Annotated in this window: 12 protein-coding genes; 8 read left to right on the top strand and 4 right to left on the bottom strand. The window is 52.5% G+C overall.

Annotated elements, in window-relative coordinates; translation table 11 throughout:
• Positions 1-215: 215 nt before the first annotated feature.
• A complete protein-coding gene (locus QME66_02080) occupies positions 216-773 on the bottom strand; it encodes a hypothetical protein (protein ID MDI6807756.1) in 558 nt (185 codons plus the stop codon).
• Positions 774-1,076: 303 nt separating this feature from the next.
• Here QME66_02080 and lexA point away from each other — a divergent pair, with 303 nt between their 5' ends.
• The 6 genes from lexA (at position 1,077) to QME66_02050 (ending at position 8,532) form a co-directional block, all read left to right on the top strand.
• A complete protein-coding gene (gene lexA, locus QME66_02075; GenBank protein ID MDI6807755.1) occupies positions 1,077-1,679 on the top strand; it encodes a transcriptional repressor LexA in 603 nt (200 codons plus the stop codon).
• A gap of 68 nt (positions 1,680-1,747) precedes the next feature.
• Positions 1,748-2,002, top strand: coding sequence for a hypothetical protein (locus QME66_02070; GenBank protein ID MDI6807754.1), 255 nt, complete (start codon positions 1,748-1,750; stop codon positions 2,000-2,002).
• 15 nt (positions 2,003-2,017) lie between these two features.
• Positions 2,018-3,220 carry a DNA polymerase IV gene (locus QME66_02065; protein ID MDI6807753.1) on the top strand — a complete coding sequence of 401 codons (1,203 nt, stop codon included), beginning with the start codon at positions 2,018-2,020 and terminating at the stop codon, positions 3,218-3,220.
• 168 nt (positions 3,221-3,388) lie between these two features.
• Positions 3,389-6,559 (top strand): DNA polymerase III subunit alpha, encoded by a 3,171-nt coding sequence (locus tag QME66_02060; GenBank protein ID MDI6807752.1) that lies wholly within the window; start codon positions 3,389-3,391, stop codon positions 6,557-6,559.
• A 53-nt stretch (positions 6,560-6,612) separates the two neighbouring features.
• A complete protein-coding gene (locus QME66_02055; protein ID MDI6807751.1) occupies positions 6,613-7,200 on the top strand; it encodes a hypothetical protein in 588 nt (195 codons plus the stop codon).
• Positions 7,201-7,251: 51 nt separating this feature from the next.
• Positions 7,252-8,532 carry a hypothetical protein gene (locus QME66_02050; protein ID MDI6807750.1) on the top strand — a complete coding sequence of 427 codons (1,281 nt, stop codon included), beginning with the start codon at positions 7,252-7,254 and terminating at the stop codon, positions 8,530-8,532.
• A 106-nt stretch (positions 8,533-8,638) separates the two neighbouring features.
• On the opposite strand, the gene QME66_02045 is transcribed toward QME66_02050, so the two are convergent.
• Together QME66_02045 and QME66_02040 are read right to left on the bottom strand one after the other, a co-directional pair.
• Positions 8,639-8,863, bottom strand: a complete 225-nt coding sequence (locus tag QME66_02045; GenBank protein MDI6807749.1) for a redoxin domain-containing protein — start codon at positions 8,861-8,863, stop codon at positions 8,639-8,641.
• Between the two features lie 434 nt (positions 8,864-9,297).
• Entirely contained in the window at positions 9,298-12,087 is a 2,790-nt protein-coding gene (locus QME66_02040) for a S8 family serine peptidase (protein MDI6807748.1), read from the bottom strand.
• A gap of 482 nt (positions 12,088-12,569) precedes the next feature.
• On the opposite strand from QME66_02040, the gene QME66_02035 reads away from it, so the two are divergent.
• Positions 12,570-14,333, top strand: coding sequence for a DUF885 domain-containing protein (locus QME66_02035; protein ID MDI6807747.1), 1,764 nt, complete (start codon positions 12,570-12,572; stop codon positions 14,331-14,333).
• A 12-nt stretch (positions 14,334-14,345) separates the two neighbouring features.
• Here QME66_02035 and menA read toward each other — a convergent pair whose 3' ends face one another.
• The gene (gene menA, locus QME66_02030) at positions 14,346-15,281 is read right to left on the bottom strand and encodes a 1,4-dihydroxy-2-naphthoate octaprenyltransferase (protein ID MDI6807746.1); all 936 of its coding nucleotides are present in this window, start codon (positions 15,279-15,281) and stop codon (positions 14,346-14,348) included.
• A 324-nt stretch (positions 15,282-15,605) separates the two neighbouring features.
• Between menA and QME66_02025 the strand changes: the two genes are divergently transcribed.
• Positions 15,606-16,328, top strand: coding sequence for a methyltransferase domain-containing protein (locus QME66_02025; GenBank protein ID MDI6807745.1), 723 nt, complete (start codon positions 15,606-15,608; stop codon positions 16,326-16,328).
• Positions 16,329-16,461 lie beyond the last annotated feature (133 nt).

The raw sequence follows: 16,461 nt of genomic DNA, 5'->3' as shown, positions 1-16,461 counted from the left end.
CAAAAGTATCAGCTCATTCTGACTGTCTTAACGGGTAATTGGCCATAGGTTGTGAATGGGAGATTGGAATGGCGTCATTTACGCGCACGGTACTGTAGTTGTTAGCCTGCATTACATCTGGGAATATTAGGGTTAAATTATACCAAAGAGGGCCATATCCGTCAATATTTCAAAGAAGGAGGGGGGGTAGGAAATCGTTGGGGGTGAAGTGTTCCCTATTGCCCCCAAGTCAGCGAGTTCGCACTCACGAAGACTCCGCCGCCGTTGGTGCCGGCGAAGATGTGCCCGCTTGAGTTCGTAACAATACTGGTGATAGCCAGACTTGTCAGTCCGCTATTGACTGCCGTCCACGTATCTCCATTATTCGTTGAACGATAGACTCCTCCACCCTGGGTTCCGGCAAAAAGATGCCCACTCGAGTTCGAAGTAATCGCGGAGATAATAGGGACTGTCATTCCGGTGATGACTCTTGTCCACGTTGTTCCATCATCTGTTGACCGGTAAACTCCGCCTGGAGTTCCAACGAAGAGGTCGGCTCCAGAGCCGGCAGTGATTGCTGAGGGGAAGACTCCGGCCGGAGCTCCGGCAGAAACCGACGACCTGTGCCTTGCATAAGCCGCGGTGGCCTCACCTCCACGGAGTCCCACTGCTGACGACCAGAAGTGGCCGCGTATACTGGGGGGCTCTACAACTGAACCGGGGCAACCGGCAATCACGAATGTGACAACAAGCAACACTGCAGTCAGATAGAGTTGACTTACACTGAGTCTCATCTTCCCCCTCCTTTGCGGCCAAGAACAGCCTGCCCCGTCCGATTGCAAGAATGCGAGTCCAAACTGCGGGAGTTCACACATTGTTGCGGGTAGGATGCTGTCTCCCAGCGTAAGTCGTCAACAAGTTCTTCGAGGGTTTTCTACAAGCCGTTCACCGGATATGAGTTCTTCCATATTTTTTCCCTTGACTACCGAACAATTGTTTGGTATATTGAAGATGTGAGCACCCTGCTGGAAGCTTACAGCTTGTGGCTAGCAGCCTGATATACAAAGGATCGACGGCTAAATGAACCGGAGGAAACCATGCGGCTTGTAACCCCCAGGCAGAAAGAGCTCTTTGAGCTCATACTCTCTTCGATTGAAGAAACCGGGCATTTCCCTTCTTACAGGGAGCTCGGAGCAAGGATCGGGCTTCGTTCTCCAGCAACGATAAGCCAGCACCTTCAAGCACTCATTAGAAAGGGGTACTTGAAGAGACTTGGAAGAAGGCTCGTTGTTCCAAAAGAGGCGAGAAGAGGAGAAGGCGTGCCCATAATTGGTCGGGTTCCGGCAGGCGCCCCGATTCTTGCCATTGAATCGATCGAAGGAAAACTTTCTCTCGGAGAACTTTTCAAAGGAGACACCCGCCACTTTGCGGTAAGAGTCAAAGGCGACAGCATGAAGGATGCCGGTATCTACGATGGCGATTACTGCATTGTGAGAGAGCAGGGAACGGCTCACGACGGAGATGCAGTTGTTGCCTGTCTGGGAGAGGAGCAGGAAGTTACGGTCAAGGTTTTCAAGAAAAGGCAGAACGGAATTGAGCTTATACCACGTAACAGGAACTATAAACCCATAGTTGTGAAGAAAGGAGATCCTCTTTTCAGGATTTGTGGAAAGGTAGTCGGAGTGGTGAGGAAATTGTAAGGAGCGCCCCCTCACCCTACCCTCTCCCCACGGGGGAGAGGATCAAGGTGAGGGGGTGAGGGGGAGTCGTGATTGTTGAACGAATAAATCAAGCCGTAAAGGTGAGAGCTGATTTCCACGGCGGGCAGATAGTGCCCCTTTGTTTCAAACGGGGAACTAGAAATTACAAAATCACCGATGTCCATGCCAGATGGGAATGGAAGGAAGGTCAGAAGAGGCTCTACTATTTTTCGGTGAGCGTGGATACCGGTGATGTGTGTGAGCTTTGCCTGGATGGATCTGAAATGCTCTGGTATCTGGAATCTGTGATGATGGAAGGGTGATAGCGGCCGACAATCATGCGCCCCGTCATAATGCACGTTGATATAGATGCCTTTTTCGCATCGGTTGAAAAGCTCAAGAACCCCCGCCTGAAAGACGTTCCTGTGATCGTGGGAAGAGGTGTCATAGCGAGCTGTTCCTATGATGCAAGGAAATACGGCCTAAGAGCCGGAATGTCAATCCGCGAGGCAAAGAAACTCTGTCCCAAAGCCGTGGTGCTTGACGGGCATTGCCAGACGTACCGTTCCTTCGCGTCGCGGACATTCGATATCTGCCGGGACATTTCCCCGGCCGTCGAGAGCTACCTTGACGAAGCCCACTGTGATCTTTCGGGGACAGAGCTTCTATACGAAGATTTTCTTCTAGTCGGCCGCGAACTCAAAGAGAGAGTGAGAAGAGAAATTGGACTCACCGTCACCGTCGGGATTGCCACAAACAGGATGATTGCGAAGTTTGCGGGCCGGACCGTGAAACCCGATGGACTGAGACTGATCAGAATGGGTGAGGAGGAGAACTTCATTGCAGGCTTTCCGGTTGGTGAATTGCCGGGCGTGGGGACGAAAACGAAGCGTGTCCTCGAAAAGCTGGGCGTGCACACCATTCAGGATCTGAGAGCTTTCTCGCGGGATTCGCTTAGGGCGCTGTTTGGAAAGGCCGGACACGACCTCTACGAAAGGGCGGCGGGGAGGGAAATTCGCGTTCAAGAACGAGAACTTCCACAATCAATCTCGCGGGAGACCGCCTTCCACACACCGGCCGGGGATCAAAGCGAGATTGAAGCGATGCTCTACTATCTCACGGAAAGGGCAGGGAAAGCGGCGAGAGATCTGGCGATCTGCCCTCGCACGATATCGGTTAAGGTCTCGTACGCGGATTCGCGGCACGAGGAAAGGCAGGAAGCCCTTCCCAGTCCGACAGCTCTTGACAACGAGCTCTTCTCGCGCGCAAGGGATTTGCTCGTGCGCATGCTGACGAGAAGAGTGAGCGTTATTCGGGTCGGAATAGCCCTTTCGCGCTTCTCCCGGTGGAACGAGTCTCAGATGGGATTCTATGAAGACGAGGAGGAAGAGAAATCGAGGAATCTGTACAAAGGAATTGACTCGGTGAGGCAGAAGTTTGGGCACTCCTCGATCGTCGCCGGGAATTCCATCGAGCTTCTCGGAAAGCTAAAGCAGGATAGATTTGGATTTATTCTGAGAACACCATGCCTCACCAGGTAGCGGCGGTTGCCCCTCACCTCAGTCCTCTCCCCAAGGGGGAGAGGATGGGAAGAGGGACGGCGTCTCCCTCCACCCCAGAGGGGAGAAGTCTCAAGGACAGCCGCCTGCGGGGACCTGTGATCCGTTTATCCTCTCCCCTGGGGGAGAGGGAAGGGTGAGGGGACCCAGATGAGTAGCGAAACAGAGTCCACGCCGGTTCCCCTTTATGTCCACAGCAATTACTCGCTTCTTTCCGGCACATCAACTGTGGAGAGTCTTATTGCCAGGGCTCTGGAGCTTGGCTTCGATGCGATAGCTCTCACCGATTCGAATAACCTCTATGCCGCGCCCAGGTTCTTTGAAGCTGCAAAGAAAGCAGGAATAAAGCCGATTCTCGGCTGTGAGCTTGGGTACGAAGGTGAGAAGGTCGTTCTCATTGTGCGAGACAGAGCGGGATACTCTAACCTCTGCACACTTCTGACTGAGCGGAATCTGAAAGAGAAATTCTCACTTCTTGACTCACTTCTCGAACATCACGAAGGCCTATTCATCATTGCAAATGATTGTGAGTTCATCCGAAGGCTTGAGCCAGATGTTCCAAAGGATTCCCTTCTCGTCGGAATGGAAAGACCCTGCTCCTCGGCAACGAGAGAAATGGAGCTGATGAAGCTTGCGCGGAGACTCAACCTGAGACCTGTCGCAACGACCGACGTACGCTTTCTTCATGAATCTGACTGCGAGACTCATGAACTCCTCTCAGCCATAAGAAAAAATGTCTCCATCTTCGAAGCCAGGCAAAGAATGACAGGGAACAGGAATGCCCGGCTGGGGAGTCCGCTTGAGATGAGCGAACTTTTCAAAGATATCCCGGATGCACTTGCGAACACGAGGAAAATCGCGGAGGCATGCGACTTTGACCTTTTCCAGGGCGAGGCGGTCTTCCCGAGATTTCCGCTTCCCACAGGCGTGGAAGCAAAGGAGTTCCTTCTTTCTCTCTGCCAAGAGAGATTGATTTCAAGATACGGTCAAGCGAACGGGCGGGCGCGCCAGCGACTTCTCCACGAAATAGAAATCATCTCAAAGCTGGGATTCACTGAGTATTTTCTGGTTGTCGGCGACATCGTGCGCTTCGCAAGGGAAAAGCGGATTCCCGTCGCGGGACGTGGGTCCGGGGCGAGTTCCATTGTCGCCTACCTTCTTGGTGTCACGAATGTCGATCCGCTTTGCTACAACCTCTATTTCGAGAGGTTCCTCAATGAGACAAGAAAAGACTGGCCGGACCTGGATATCGACCTTTCCTGGCACAGGAGGGATGAGGTAATCGAGTATGTGTACAAGAAGTACGGAAGCAATCGCGTGGCCATGATCTCAACGCATGTCACGATGGGGTCAAGGCTGGCCTTTCTTGAGACAGCAAAGGCGCTCGGCGTTCCTGCGAGTGCGCTTTCAAAGAAAGGAAGAATCGGAGAGCACCTCGAGCTTCTTGCCGAGGCCCGCCGTCTGGCAAAGAGGATTGAGAATTTCCCAAGGCATCTTGGAATTCATTGTGGAGGAATCGTTGTTTCTCCGGGCGAGCTCTCGAAATACGTTCCGCTTGAGCTTGCCGCGAAGGGCATTGTTGTTACCCAGTTTGAGATGGAGGGCATCGAGAAAGCCGGCCTCGTTAAGATTGACCTTCTTGGAAATCGAGCGCTTTCGACGCTCGAGGAGACGCTGAACCTCATAGAAAAAGAAAAGGGTCTCAGGCTCTCTCCCGATGAGATTCCCGAGAATGATGAGCTCACAGGGGAACTTTTGCGCAGAGGAAAGACGCTCGGATGCTTTCAAACAGAGTCGCCTGCCATGAGAAATCTCGTCGTCATGCTGCAAGCTTCGTCTCAGGATGACACCATAGATGCGCTCGCGCTTATCAGGCCGGGTCCTTCCTCAGCAGGGATGAAAGAACGCTTTGTGAAAAGAGCGCGAGGAGAAGAACAGATAGAATTCGTTCACGAAAGTCTCAAGTCGCTCCTTGAGAGAACTCACGGAATCATGCTCTACGAAGAAGATGTCATGGGCGTTCTGAGTGAAATATCCGGAATCTCTCTCGAAGATGCGGATTCACTGAGAAGGGCGATCTCACATGCGCGAAGTGAGCCTGATATGAAGAACGCAAGGAAGTTCTTCTCCGCGAAGTGCAGGGAGAAGGGAGTGCCGGCAGAAATACAGAATTCCGTGTGGAAGGATGTAACAAGGTTTTCCTCCTATACGTTTTCCCGGGCACACGCGGCAGGCTACGGCGTGCTCGCGTGGCAGTCTCTCTACCTCAAGGCGCATTTTCCGCTTGAGTACATGACCGCTGTTCTGAACCATCACCAGGGAATGTATGAAAGGTCGGTCCACGTCAATGAGGCAAAGAGGATGGGCTTGCGCGTTCTTCTGCCCTGTGTGAACTGCTCGGGACGCGGATTTGAAATTGATGGCGGCGCCATAAGAGTCGGACTTTCTCAGGTGAGCGGCCTGACTGGAAGAACTATCTCATCAATCCTTCTTGCCAGAAAAGAACGTCCATTCAACTCGGTCTCCGATTTTCTCCTGAGAACGAACGTTGGATTCAATGAAACCGAAAGTCTAATCCTCTGCGGAGCGTTTGATTTCACCGGCCGGACGAGGCCCGGGCTTTTCTATGAGCTCGCCGTTCTGTCCAAGAGGATGAGAAAGAAGACGGCTCAAGGGACCTCACTCGCGCTGGTCGAAGACGCTACTGCATCTGGTTTCAAGGGAAAGGATTTGCCTTTGAGTGAACAGGTTGCGATGGAAGAGCGACTCCTAGACTTGCACGTCGTCTGCCACCCGAGTGAGCTTGGACCTTTGCCTGAAGGTGCCGTGAGAGCAGCAGAACTATACGAATTGGAATCGGTGAGGGGGGGTATTGTGGGGCTCTGTGTGCGGGAAACTGGGGACAGTGGGTCCTCAGCGAGCAAGGCAGAGCATCGAATTCAAGCGGGAAATGCGATCCGTCAGTCCGCCGGAACTGCCGAAGTTTCAGGGAGGGGCTGGACCCACCCGCGCCCGTTTGTCCGAATCGTGGGACTTCCCATTGCACGGCGTAGAGTGAGATTAAGGGACAAGAGGCTCATGGCATTCATGACACTCGAGGACTCAACGGGGACTGTCGAATGCATCCTTTTCCCGGAGGCCTACGAGAAATTGTCCACTGTTTTTAGGCATACTGGTTTACTCCTTGTGGAAGGCAAGCTCGAAGAGCAGCACGGAGCACTTACCATAAATGTTGGGAAGCTGCAGGAAACTGTGGACATGCACGCGGCGCGTAGCGTAGCTTCCTTGAGATGCCCGCACAACAACCGGGAATCTCGCTAGGCAGGAGAAATCTGAGTCACAAATCACCAAGGATTTGGGCTGCCGCAATATTGTTGGCCACGGTGCTTTTTCAGCTCTTCGTAACACAGCTTCCCCTCAACTATCTGCTTGCTCATGTTGTCAACGACGATACATTCTACTACCTCGAAATAGCCCATCGCGCGGCACATGGGCAGGGGTTCACCTTTGACGGAATCAACCGGACCAACGGCTTTCCACCTGCGTGGCAACTGCTGCTTACTGCCCTTGCAACGATAACGCCTTCAAAGGAAGATTTGCTGAGACTTACTCTGATTCTCTGCACGGTGCTCAACTTTGCAACCGGGCTCATCATTTGTGCGATCTCGGAAGCAGCACTCGGGCAGTCTCTCTCGGTGATCTGCCTGCTCATTTGGTCCTCAGTGCAGCTTGTTCCAAGCCTGTCCTTGACAGGAATGGAGACCAGTCTTAATTGGCTGGTTTTCAGCTTCCTGCTGTGGCGTGTCATAGTAGCCGCCAAGCGAAAACTTATGCAGGAATCTGCCGCGCAAACGTATTCAAGTTTGGGAAGCATTGCCACTGGACTCGGGTGCGGTGTGCTCTTTTTGTGCCGGGTCGACAATCTCATTTACGTCGCGAGCATCTTTGTCCTGATGGGCTAGTTTCTCACACCGCACAACCAAAAAATGAGTCGGACCCAGAGACTTCGGGCGATGATAAGACCAGGCATTGGCATGGCTTTTGGTGCTGGATTGCTGGTTTTGCCTTACGTTCTGTGGAACGTGATCGAGTTCGGCACAGTCCTGCCGGTCAGCGGTCTGGTGAAGGAGAGACATAATTTCAATATCGTGACTTCTCAGATGGGAGGGTATTTGAGCATCCATGCGCTCCTTCATTCATTGGGGCGAGCATTTGAGAAACTCCTGTGGGTAACCTCGAACAGCCTGGGCACATTGGACAGCGTTCTGGGATTGGGTAGAGGGTCCTGGCTCGTGAGTCCGGCTCTTGTGGCAACAGTCTTGGCCGGCATCCTGACCGTGCTCACGGCTGTATGTTTCGCCAAGCGCCGGATATCTACTGCTTCCGTAATGTCTGGCGGAGAACCAGCGGTCATCTTTCTAAAGAGATCCTTTTTGGTCTTGCTGCCATTCTGGGCAATATGGGGTGCAATTGACCTGTCCAGTGAAGCGGGATCTTCCAAATTGGCGGCAAGGGTGCTGCTGACGATGGGTGCTTTGCTGACTGCGGCAGTGGCCTGGATGTGTTCAAGTCGAAAGTCACATGATGCAGATGACAAGCCAGCAGTAAAGATATTGGCTTTCTTCTGGGTAGCCATCTTTCTTCACGCGATGTCGGTTGTTTACGCACTGGACTATGTCCTGGATTACACAACTTGGTACTTTGCCAACTGGTTTGTGGTCATCTCGTTATCCATCGGAGCGGCGATCAGGCATATTGACACAATCCTGTCACGGTCCATGGTTCGCAAAGCTTTCCGTTATTCGCTGGCCATATGGTTCTCAATAGGATTTTTGGCTCGTGGCTATCGGTCGGTTGATTTTGTTACGAGAGAACCGTTGCCACCGATGTACGGGCTCGACGGAATGTATGCCCAGGCAAAATGGTTAGAGCAGAATACTCCCTCGACGGCAGTGATTGCATCCTACAACGCAGGTGTGATTGGCTACTTCTCAAATCGGCGGACTATAAATCTTGATGGTATGACCAACAGCAAGGACTTGATGCCTTATCTCTTTGGTCCCAGAAGCATGACTGAATACATCGATACAATTCGCCCGGATTATGTCGCGGACTACATCACGAGCCTTGATTGGCAGAAAGAGCTGTCTTCGGCCCCTGTCTTTCGTGGAATAGATAGAGAAAGACTGGTCCCGGTCAATTGGATCACAAGCCAGGGGGGATTTCCTGCCCCTCGCACCCACGTCGTTTTCAGAGTGACAAGGACGGACCACAGTCCAAAAGATTCGACCTAGACCAATCAAGATTGCTCAACGGGCGCTGGTGCCGCAAGTCTCTACCAGGTTGGCGTCGGACCGTGACCAGTGCGAATGAGTTTTACGCCGACCGAGGCCGATGAATTCAGTCGAGCTTGTCCAGCGCTTTCATAAGGTCGAAGTTGTTTCGCTGAACATCGAGCGGATTCACTTTCTTGTATCTGACAATTCCCTTCTCATCGATAATGAAGGTGGCTCTCTCAGAAAAACCTTTCTTGTCAAACACACCGTATTTCTGCGCAACCTCTCCGTGCGGCCAGAAATCGGAAAGGAGCGGATAAGAGAGGCCGCCAAGACTCTTCCCGAACAAAAGACAGAAGCCCGGACAAGTTTTTCGTTACTTCGAAAAACCACCGGGCAATCTGCCTGATTGCAGTGTGCCGTCCCAGAAATAACTTTACGAAATGTAGCGCGTTTCATCAGGCACACTGCCGGGGGGTATGAGGGGGTCGCGGCCGACCCCCTCAGGGGTGACAGCGTAGGAATGCGACGAGTAGGAGCATCCTGAAGCGTCAGAGGGGCGACAAGCCCTTATGAAAGTGTCGTGTCCCGGGGCAAAGACATAGACAAGGAATTTCCGGGACACGACACTTGTGCCACCCCACAGGCCTGAGACTTTTACTCTCACTCGCCTTCTGCCGTGGCAGGAGAGCGGGGGACCCGCAAGACTAATCGTCTATAGAGCAAGAAATATGTCTTCTCGACTTCCGAATTAGGTGATGTGTCCCCCAGTTTGATGTGATGCTATCTCAACATTACCATCTTTCTTGTCTGGACAAAACTCCCGGCCTCGAGCCTCAAGAAATAGATTCCGGAGGCAAGAACGCGCCCCGCATCATCCCTGCCATCCCACGTCAGATCATGCACGCCTGCTCCCAGGTTCGCCTCGACCAGCGATGAGACGAGTTTCCCAGTGACCGAGTAGATCTTCAGAGAAACGCGTGCCGGAGCGGGAAGGCCAAAGGAGATTCCGGTCACCGGATTGAAAGGATTCGGATGGTTCTGTGCAAGGTAGAACCTGGCCGGAATCACGTTGCGCGGATTTCCAAGGACGGCAACAAGAGACTTTATCTTGAATATGCTGTCACTCACATCGAACCCGGAGTTTGCACCAGTCGAACCATCATACGCGACAACCTTGACCTTGCAGCTGTCCGAAGGAGTGTTAGGAACTGTCCATACATAGAACGAGAAATTCGGAAGTCCATGAGCGATCAGGGACGGATAAGAAGTGCCGTTATCGATCGAGTAGTATATCGATACCGAATCCACTCCCGATGCATCCGTGGCAGTCCATTTGATTGTATCCTGGTCCCCGACAGTCCACTCTTCACCGCCGTTTGGAGAAATGACCACGACACTCGGCGATATCGTATCCGGTGCAACTATCGTGAAGAGACTATCACTCATATCGAAACCCTGGTTTCCTGCAGGAGATGAATCAGTCGCAACAATCTTCACTCTGCAGGTTTCTGAATAAGTTGCAGGAACAACCCAGGGATACTTCGAATTATTCGGCAGCCCGGTAGCTATGACATTCGGATATGTTGCCCCGCCATTTGTCGAATAGTAAATATCCACCGAGCCAATTCCAAAGAAATCATCGGAGGCAACCCATTTTATTGTTTCGGTTGTACCGGGTGTGAAAAACTCATGAACGTTCGGTCTCAAGACTGTGACCTGGGGCGCGATTCTATCGCTTCCATCCAGCTTCCCGTATCCCCACGTATTGTTCGGCACCGTACCCGTGTAGCCGTCGCTTCTTGCCCTTGCGTAGAGCCAGCTTTTCATCTGGGACGGCGTGAATGTCGGGAATTTCTGAAGAACCGCGGCGCACATTCCTGCAACATGGGGAGCGGACATGCTCGTTCCCTCCCAGATTCTGTGCACGCCGTCCTGGACCACGTAAGGGTCAGAAACGGTGCTCTGGGCAGAACGAGCCGATGCAACTCCAAAGCCTGGAGCCGTAATGTTGGGTTTCAAGACGCCATCTCTTCTTGGGCCTCGGCTTGAGAAGGATGCGATGGCTCCGAGAGTTGGATTTTCGGTGTAGCAATAGGTCGAGCCATTCACTGAAGTCCAGCATTTCTTTGTTGTATAGGCGCCCACTGCTATCAGGGAATCAGCGGTTGCCGGGCTTCCGATTTCTTCTGCCGCCTCATAACCTCTGGACCAATATGCATAACCCGATGCTCCAAGCTGATAGTAGGCAATCCACGCATCTATTTCCCCGGTTTCGCCATTCTGAGTCCTTATGAACCTGACCGTCCAGGTTCCCGCCCTGGGGTAGAACGAGGCGCTCGCGTCCCATACTTCGATGAAAAACTCCCTGTCGCCGTTCGTCGGTGTTGAGATGGCATTCTCAACATAGATTCTTCCGTCGTTCGTAGCCACTTCTCCGGAAGTCCCAACCGCAAAAGGACCCGCCGTATATCCGCGTGGAGTCCTGACGAGAACACTGAAGCCGTCGTTCCCGCCATACCATCCATCAATATCAAACCAGTCGTTGTTGTTGCCCGCGTACGGGCTGTAGCTAGGTATGATTATTGTCATGCTGTCCCTCGAACTGGCGGCGATAGTGACTTCGGCATGACTCTTCTCGGTTCCTTCGTTTCCCGCAGATGCACAAATGATTCTACCGGGGCCGGTCAGAGCATTCATTGAAACATCAAATGGATCGGTCCCGTCGTGAGGCCCATACTGACTTCCAAGACTCAGGTTGACAACTGCGGGCATCCCGAGTGCCTGCGCTTTCTCAAAGATATAAGCCACTCCATCTGTAATTGCTGTATCGTAGAATGTAGTTTTAACAGAAATAATGTTCGCTTCGGGCGCCTCTCCGACATACGTATATTGAGGTTGGCCATTTCCTGTCGCACGCCCGTTTCCTGCGGCTATTCCAATCGTGTGACTCCCGTGGCCAATAACATCAGTCTGAGTGCAAGCCCCCGCGTTTATCTGGGCTGAATCCCACTCAGTTCCGTAGTCATATCCCGCAGGCGGGGTTCCACTGACATTCTGATCCCAGATGTATCTGATCCGTGTAGTTCCATCGGCCTTCTTGAAGTCCTGGTGAAGTCTGTCGATTCCAGTATCAACACTGCCTACAACAACTCCTCTTCCGGTAAAACCCGCATAATTCGGGGGAGTCCCGTAGTGGACGTCATCGCCTCCCGTTTCAGGAAGGCTTACATCAAGGCACCTCTTCACGGGTCTTGCTCCACGTATGTACTGCACTCCTGGAGTGGAAGCCAGTCTTGGAAGAAGGCCAATAGGTATCTCGGCTGTAAACAAGCCGCCAAACTGCGAGTGAACAATTATCCCCATCGATTCGAGCTCGCTCCTCGAGAGAGTGGTCGTCACGTACGAGGTCAAGACCGTGCCAACACCGGGTCTCTCAACAAGCACCCTCTTAGAGATCGGCATATCACTGGCGACATTCCTGGCTACCACGTCAAGCTTATGCATTTCTCCCTGGGCGAAAACAAGGGTCGGAGCGATGACTAACACCATGAGCCAGTAGAATCTTTTCACAATGCCCTCCTTTTGCGCCAAATGGCAGCCAGATGACTGTCTAAATACAGAGAAGCCCCTAACATGAAAATCTTTCAGGAGTTACGAAAAAACAATAACCCGCCCCGAAAGGGGGACGGGCTTCCGGATGGACTAGAAGCTGTAACAGATCTAGTGCATCTATTCCACAGCTAACAACTCAATAATTATACGACACAGCGATCCATCTGTCAAATTTTCCATACCGGGCCGAAATCACTCGCCGCTCTTACCCCCCACGATCTTGGAGAGGCTGACATTTCCAACTCGGGGACACATCACCCAATTGAAATAAGCGTTATGTCCCAGAATTCGTACTCAGGTGCACGGTTGACAGAGAGAGCGGATTCGTTGAAGCTCAGACAGCGGTGAAGCAGAAGGCCGTGCGGTTCGTGGAAAACAGGCGGGGACGAAGGTGGATTGTCTGAGACCGGTGCCACAGGAGTGACCGGGACATGCGGCAGATGAATCCAAGAAACTTGAGTGCGTTGCTTGGAATCTGTCTCCTCGCTGCACCCATTTCTCAAGAAAAGGACCAGACCATGGAACTCCATCAAATCATGGAATCATATGCAGAGTTCAAACTGAAATCCGACCCGACGTTTGCGACCTACATCGGAGATCACAGATATGATGATAAGCTGAAAGATTCCTCCGAGCGGGCGTTTAACGAGGACATCGAGAAGGTAAAAGACTATCTTGCCCAATCGGAGAAGATCGACGCGAAAACCCTCTCCGAGAGTGACCGGACAAGTCTCCTGGTTTTTCAAAGAGTGCTACGCGACCGGATTGAAGGAGCAAGCTTCAAACCCTATTTGTTCCCGATTTCGCAGCAGGAAGGACCTCACATAACGTTCCCGGAAATAGTCAGCTATCACCCATTCAATACGCCAAAGGACTACGAGAATTACATCGCCCGCCTCAACTCTTTTCCCAAACAGATAGACGACGTCATTGCCGGCATGAAGAAGGGGGTTTCCGAAGGACTGGTTCCTGCCAGAATCAATATCGAAGAGACGATACCTCAAATTAAAATTCACATAGTCACTGACCCAACAAAGTCCGAATTCTACAAGCCGGCGGCACGCATACCGGCTGATTTCCCGCAGAATGCCAGGGACGAGACGACGAAACGGACTTCTGATGCAATTCGGAATTCCATTGTTCCGGCCTATCAGAAACTTCTCGACTTCGTAGAGAAGGAATATCTTCCCGAAGGTAGAAAGGAAGCAGGGATCTGGTCCTTGCCGCGTGGAGACGAATGGTACAAGTTCTTGCTGCGTGCAAACACGACAACTGATCTGACTCCCCAGCAAATCTTCGACATCGGGAAGAAGGAACTGGAATGGATACACAGAGACATGAATGAAATCAAGAGCCGGGTCGGCTTCCAGGGAACTCTGCCGGAATTCATCCAGTACCTGCGCACAAGCCCGAAGTTCTACTACAGCACGAAGGATTCTCTCCTTGACGGATTCAGGCAGATTCTTAGAAAGATGGACGCGCGTATGCCCGAGCTTTTTGGAAGGCTCCCCAAGTCAAAATTGGATGTAAAAGAGATTGAGGACTACCGGGCCGATGCTGCTCCCGACGCTTACTACTATGCAGCTCCGGTAGATTTCTCCCGCCCCGCATACGTCTATGTGAATCCATCGAATTTGAACATGCGGCCAAAGTACACTGTCGAAGCGTTGGCGTATCACGAGGGAATTCCCGGCCACCATCTCCAGGGATGCATTCAGCAGGAGATGGAGAATCTGCCGAAGTTCAGGAGGTTCGAATGGTTCACTGTTTTCGGTGAAGGATGGGCGCTGTATTCCGAGTTTCTTCCCAAAGAGCTCGGGTTCTATTCAGATCCTTACTCTGATTTCGGAAGACTGACTCTTCAGGCCTGGAGGGCGACCCGGCTGGTCGTGGATCCTGGAATTCATCATTTCAAGTGGACGAGGGAGCAAGCTATTGATTTCTTCAAGGCGAACACCGGCCTGTCGGAACACAACATCATCGCGGAAGTGGATAGATACATTGCGTGGCCGGGGCAGGCAATCTCATACAAGATCGGCCAGCTCAAGATAAAGGAGTTGAGGGAAAAAGCTCAGAAGGAGCTGGGAAACAAGTTTGACATAAGAGCTTTTCACGATGAACTCCTGGAAGAAGGATGCCTGCCTCTGGACATTCTGGAAAAACGCATCAACGATTGGATAGCGGAAGTGAAATCCAGACCGTAGCGCCCGCGCCGGTCAGAGCAAACCTTTCACCAAGTATCCCAGCGAAAGCAAGAGACCCGTGAGAAGATGGACAAGGACGGTCGCCGCATTTGCAGGAGCCAGGTGAGCTGAATCCGCGTAGTGCTTCCTCGCAGTCCCCACAGCTTTCATCGCCATCGGGAACGTGAGAAGTGCAAGAACTGTGAGCACCGGAAGAATTCTTCCAACAACGCCTATCACGATTGAAGCATAGACTGCCATCATGAGGATTTCATATCCCTTGACGGCCCTTTCTCTTCCGAGCCTCACGACCAGATGGTTCTTTCCGACAGCCTTGTCCGCATTGTAATCAGGGAACTGGTTTATGTAGAGGACTGCTGCAATAAGAAGACTTACCGGGATTCCGGCAAACGCAACAGAGAGCGAGAAACTCCCGGTCTGGACGAAGTAAGCGCCGAGAGTCATAAGGATGCCAAAATTCATCCCAACGAATATCTCACCCACTCCCCTGTGAGCGAGCTTGAATGGAGGAGCAGTGTAGAAATACCCGGAAAAGACCCCGATTGCGCCGAGAAGGAGAACCGGCCACCCTCTGAGCCACGCAAGATAGAGGCCGATGATCGAGCCGACGATGAAACAGACAAACGCGCCGGTGATGACCTGTCTCGGAGTAAGAAGGTTCTGTTGAATCATCCTTGAACCGCCGGTGAATGGCCTCACATATTCGGTGTTTATCTCATCGTTCCCACTCTTGTGGTCAAAGTAATCATTTGCAATGTTTGTCCCGGCGTGAAGAAGCACTCCGCCAAGCATCGTGAGCCAGAAGACTCCCCAATTGAAGCTGGCCGCAGTGGTCCACGCAATGGCCGAGCCAAGGATAACCGGGACAATCGAAGCAGTCAGAAATGGGACTCTTGCTTCAGCAATCCAGAGCTTCACACCTTGAACGATCTTGATATGAGACGGCATGTTACCTCCTCTGCCAGACCGAAAGCATAGAAAACTCAGAGCCCAAGAATAGCAAGACAGACGAGCCTCTGTCAAGCTGACCAAGAGACGCCGTTGGGGCGAATACACTAAGATTCTTGTGGGTTCTGTCTCCCGGATAGAGAACGTCCCGGAGGAGGTTCCCCTCACCTTGATCCTTTCCCCAAGGGGGAGAGGTTGGTGAGGGGGCATATTTAGAGCGTGCCTTTCTGGAGGGCGAATCTGTGCCAGCTTCATCCTTGATGTAAGACCTCCCAGGATGTAAATTCCGGCAGGGCAAGATGACTCAGATCACATGGAGCGAAGATGAAGCGCGATACTGGTTGGACTGACTACATACTCGGACTCGGCGAGCTGCCCGCGTTGACGGAATTGTGGGAGCAGGAGTTGGTCTCCATCATCAAGCGATGGATTCCCAAGCGGGACGGACTCAAGGTCCTTGAGATCGGGTGCTCCAACGGCCGCTGGCTCAGGTGGTTCAAACAGGAGTATGGAGCAGTGACTTTCGGCGCGGACCTGAACCCTGCTGCTGCCGGCGTAGTTGAGAACTTTGTTTTGGCTGATGGACTCAGCATGCCGATAAGCGACGGGACCTTCGACGTTGTCTTCTCCATGGGACTTGTCGAACATTTTCCTGATCCCGTGACAAGACAGAAGTTAATCTCCGAGCACGTCCGGCTGGCAAAACCCGGAACAGGTCTCGTCTGGGTGGAGCATCCGAACATGAACTTTTCGCTCCGTTGGCTCTTGATCAAGTATTACTTTGGGCGTGGCCTCAGTTATCACCACTACCGCATCACCGACCGCGAGATGAAAAGGCACTTCCGGAATCTCGGGGTGGAGATACTCGACGCGCACTTCATTGGCTGGTCTCCGCCTACGCTTCTCAGGATATTAAGCGGCAAGGTCTCAAAGCTTGCCCCGTGGTTTCCGAAGGCACCGCCAGATGCTCTGGGCCGGAAGAGATTCGAACATCCGCTTACAGCAGATGACTTTCTGATTATCGGGCGCAGAGCGCGCGGTGTCTGATCCCCTCACCCTACCCTCTCCCCCAAGGGGAGAGGGCGTGCCGAGCAACCGATGCCGGCTTGAGCTCCTGGTGACAGCGGCGCGTTGACAGCAAAGCTTCCTTCCTCATAGAATGCAAAAGTTGTACGGATTC

It is taken from the genome of Candidatus Eisenbacteria bacterium (assembly GCA_030017955.1).
Taxonomy (GTDB): domain Bacteria; phylum Eisenbacteria; class RBG-16-71-46; order JASEGR01; family JASEGR01; genus JASEGR01.
The sequence above is the reverse complement of the archived record's forward strand: the minus strand, read 5'-3'. Positions and strand labels throughout refer to the sequence as shown.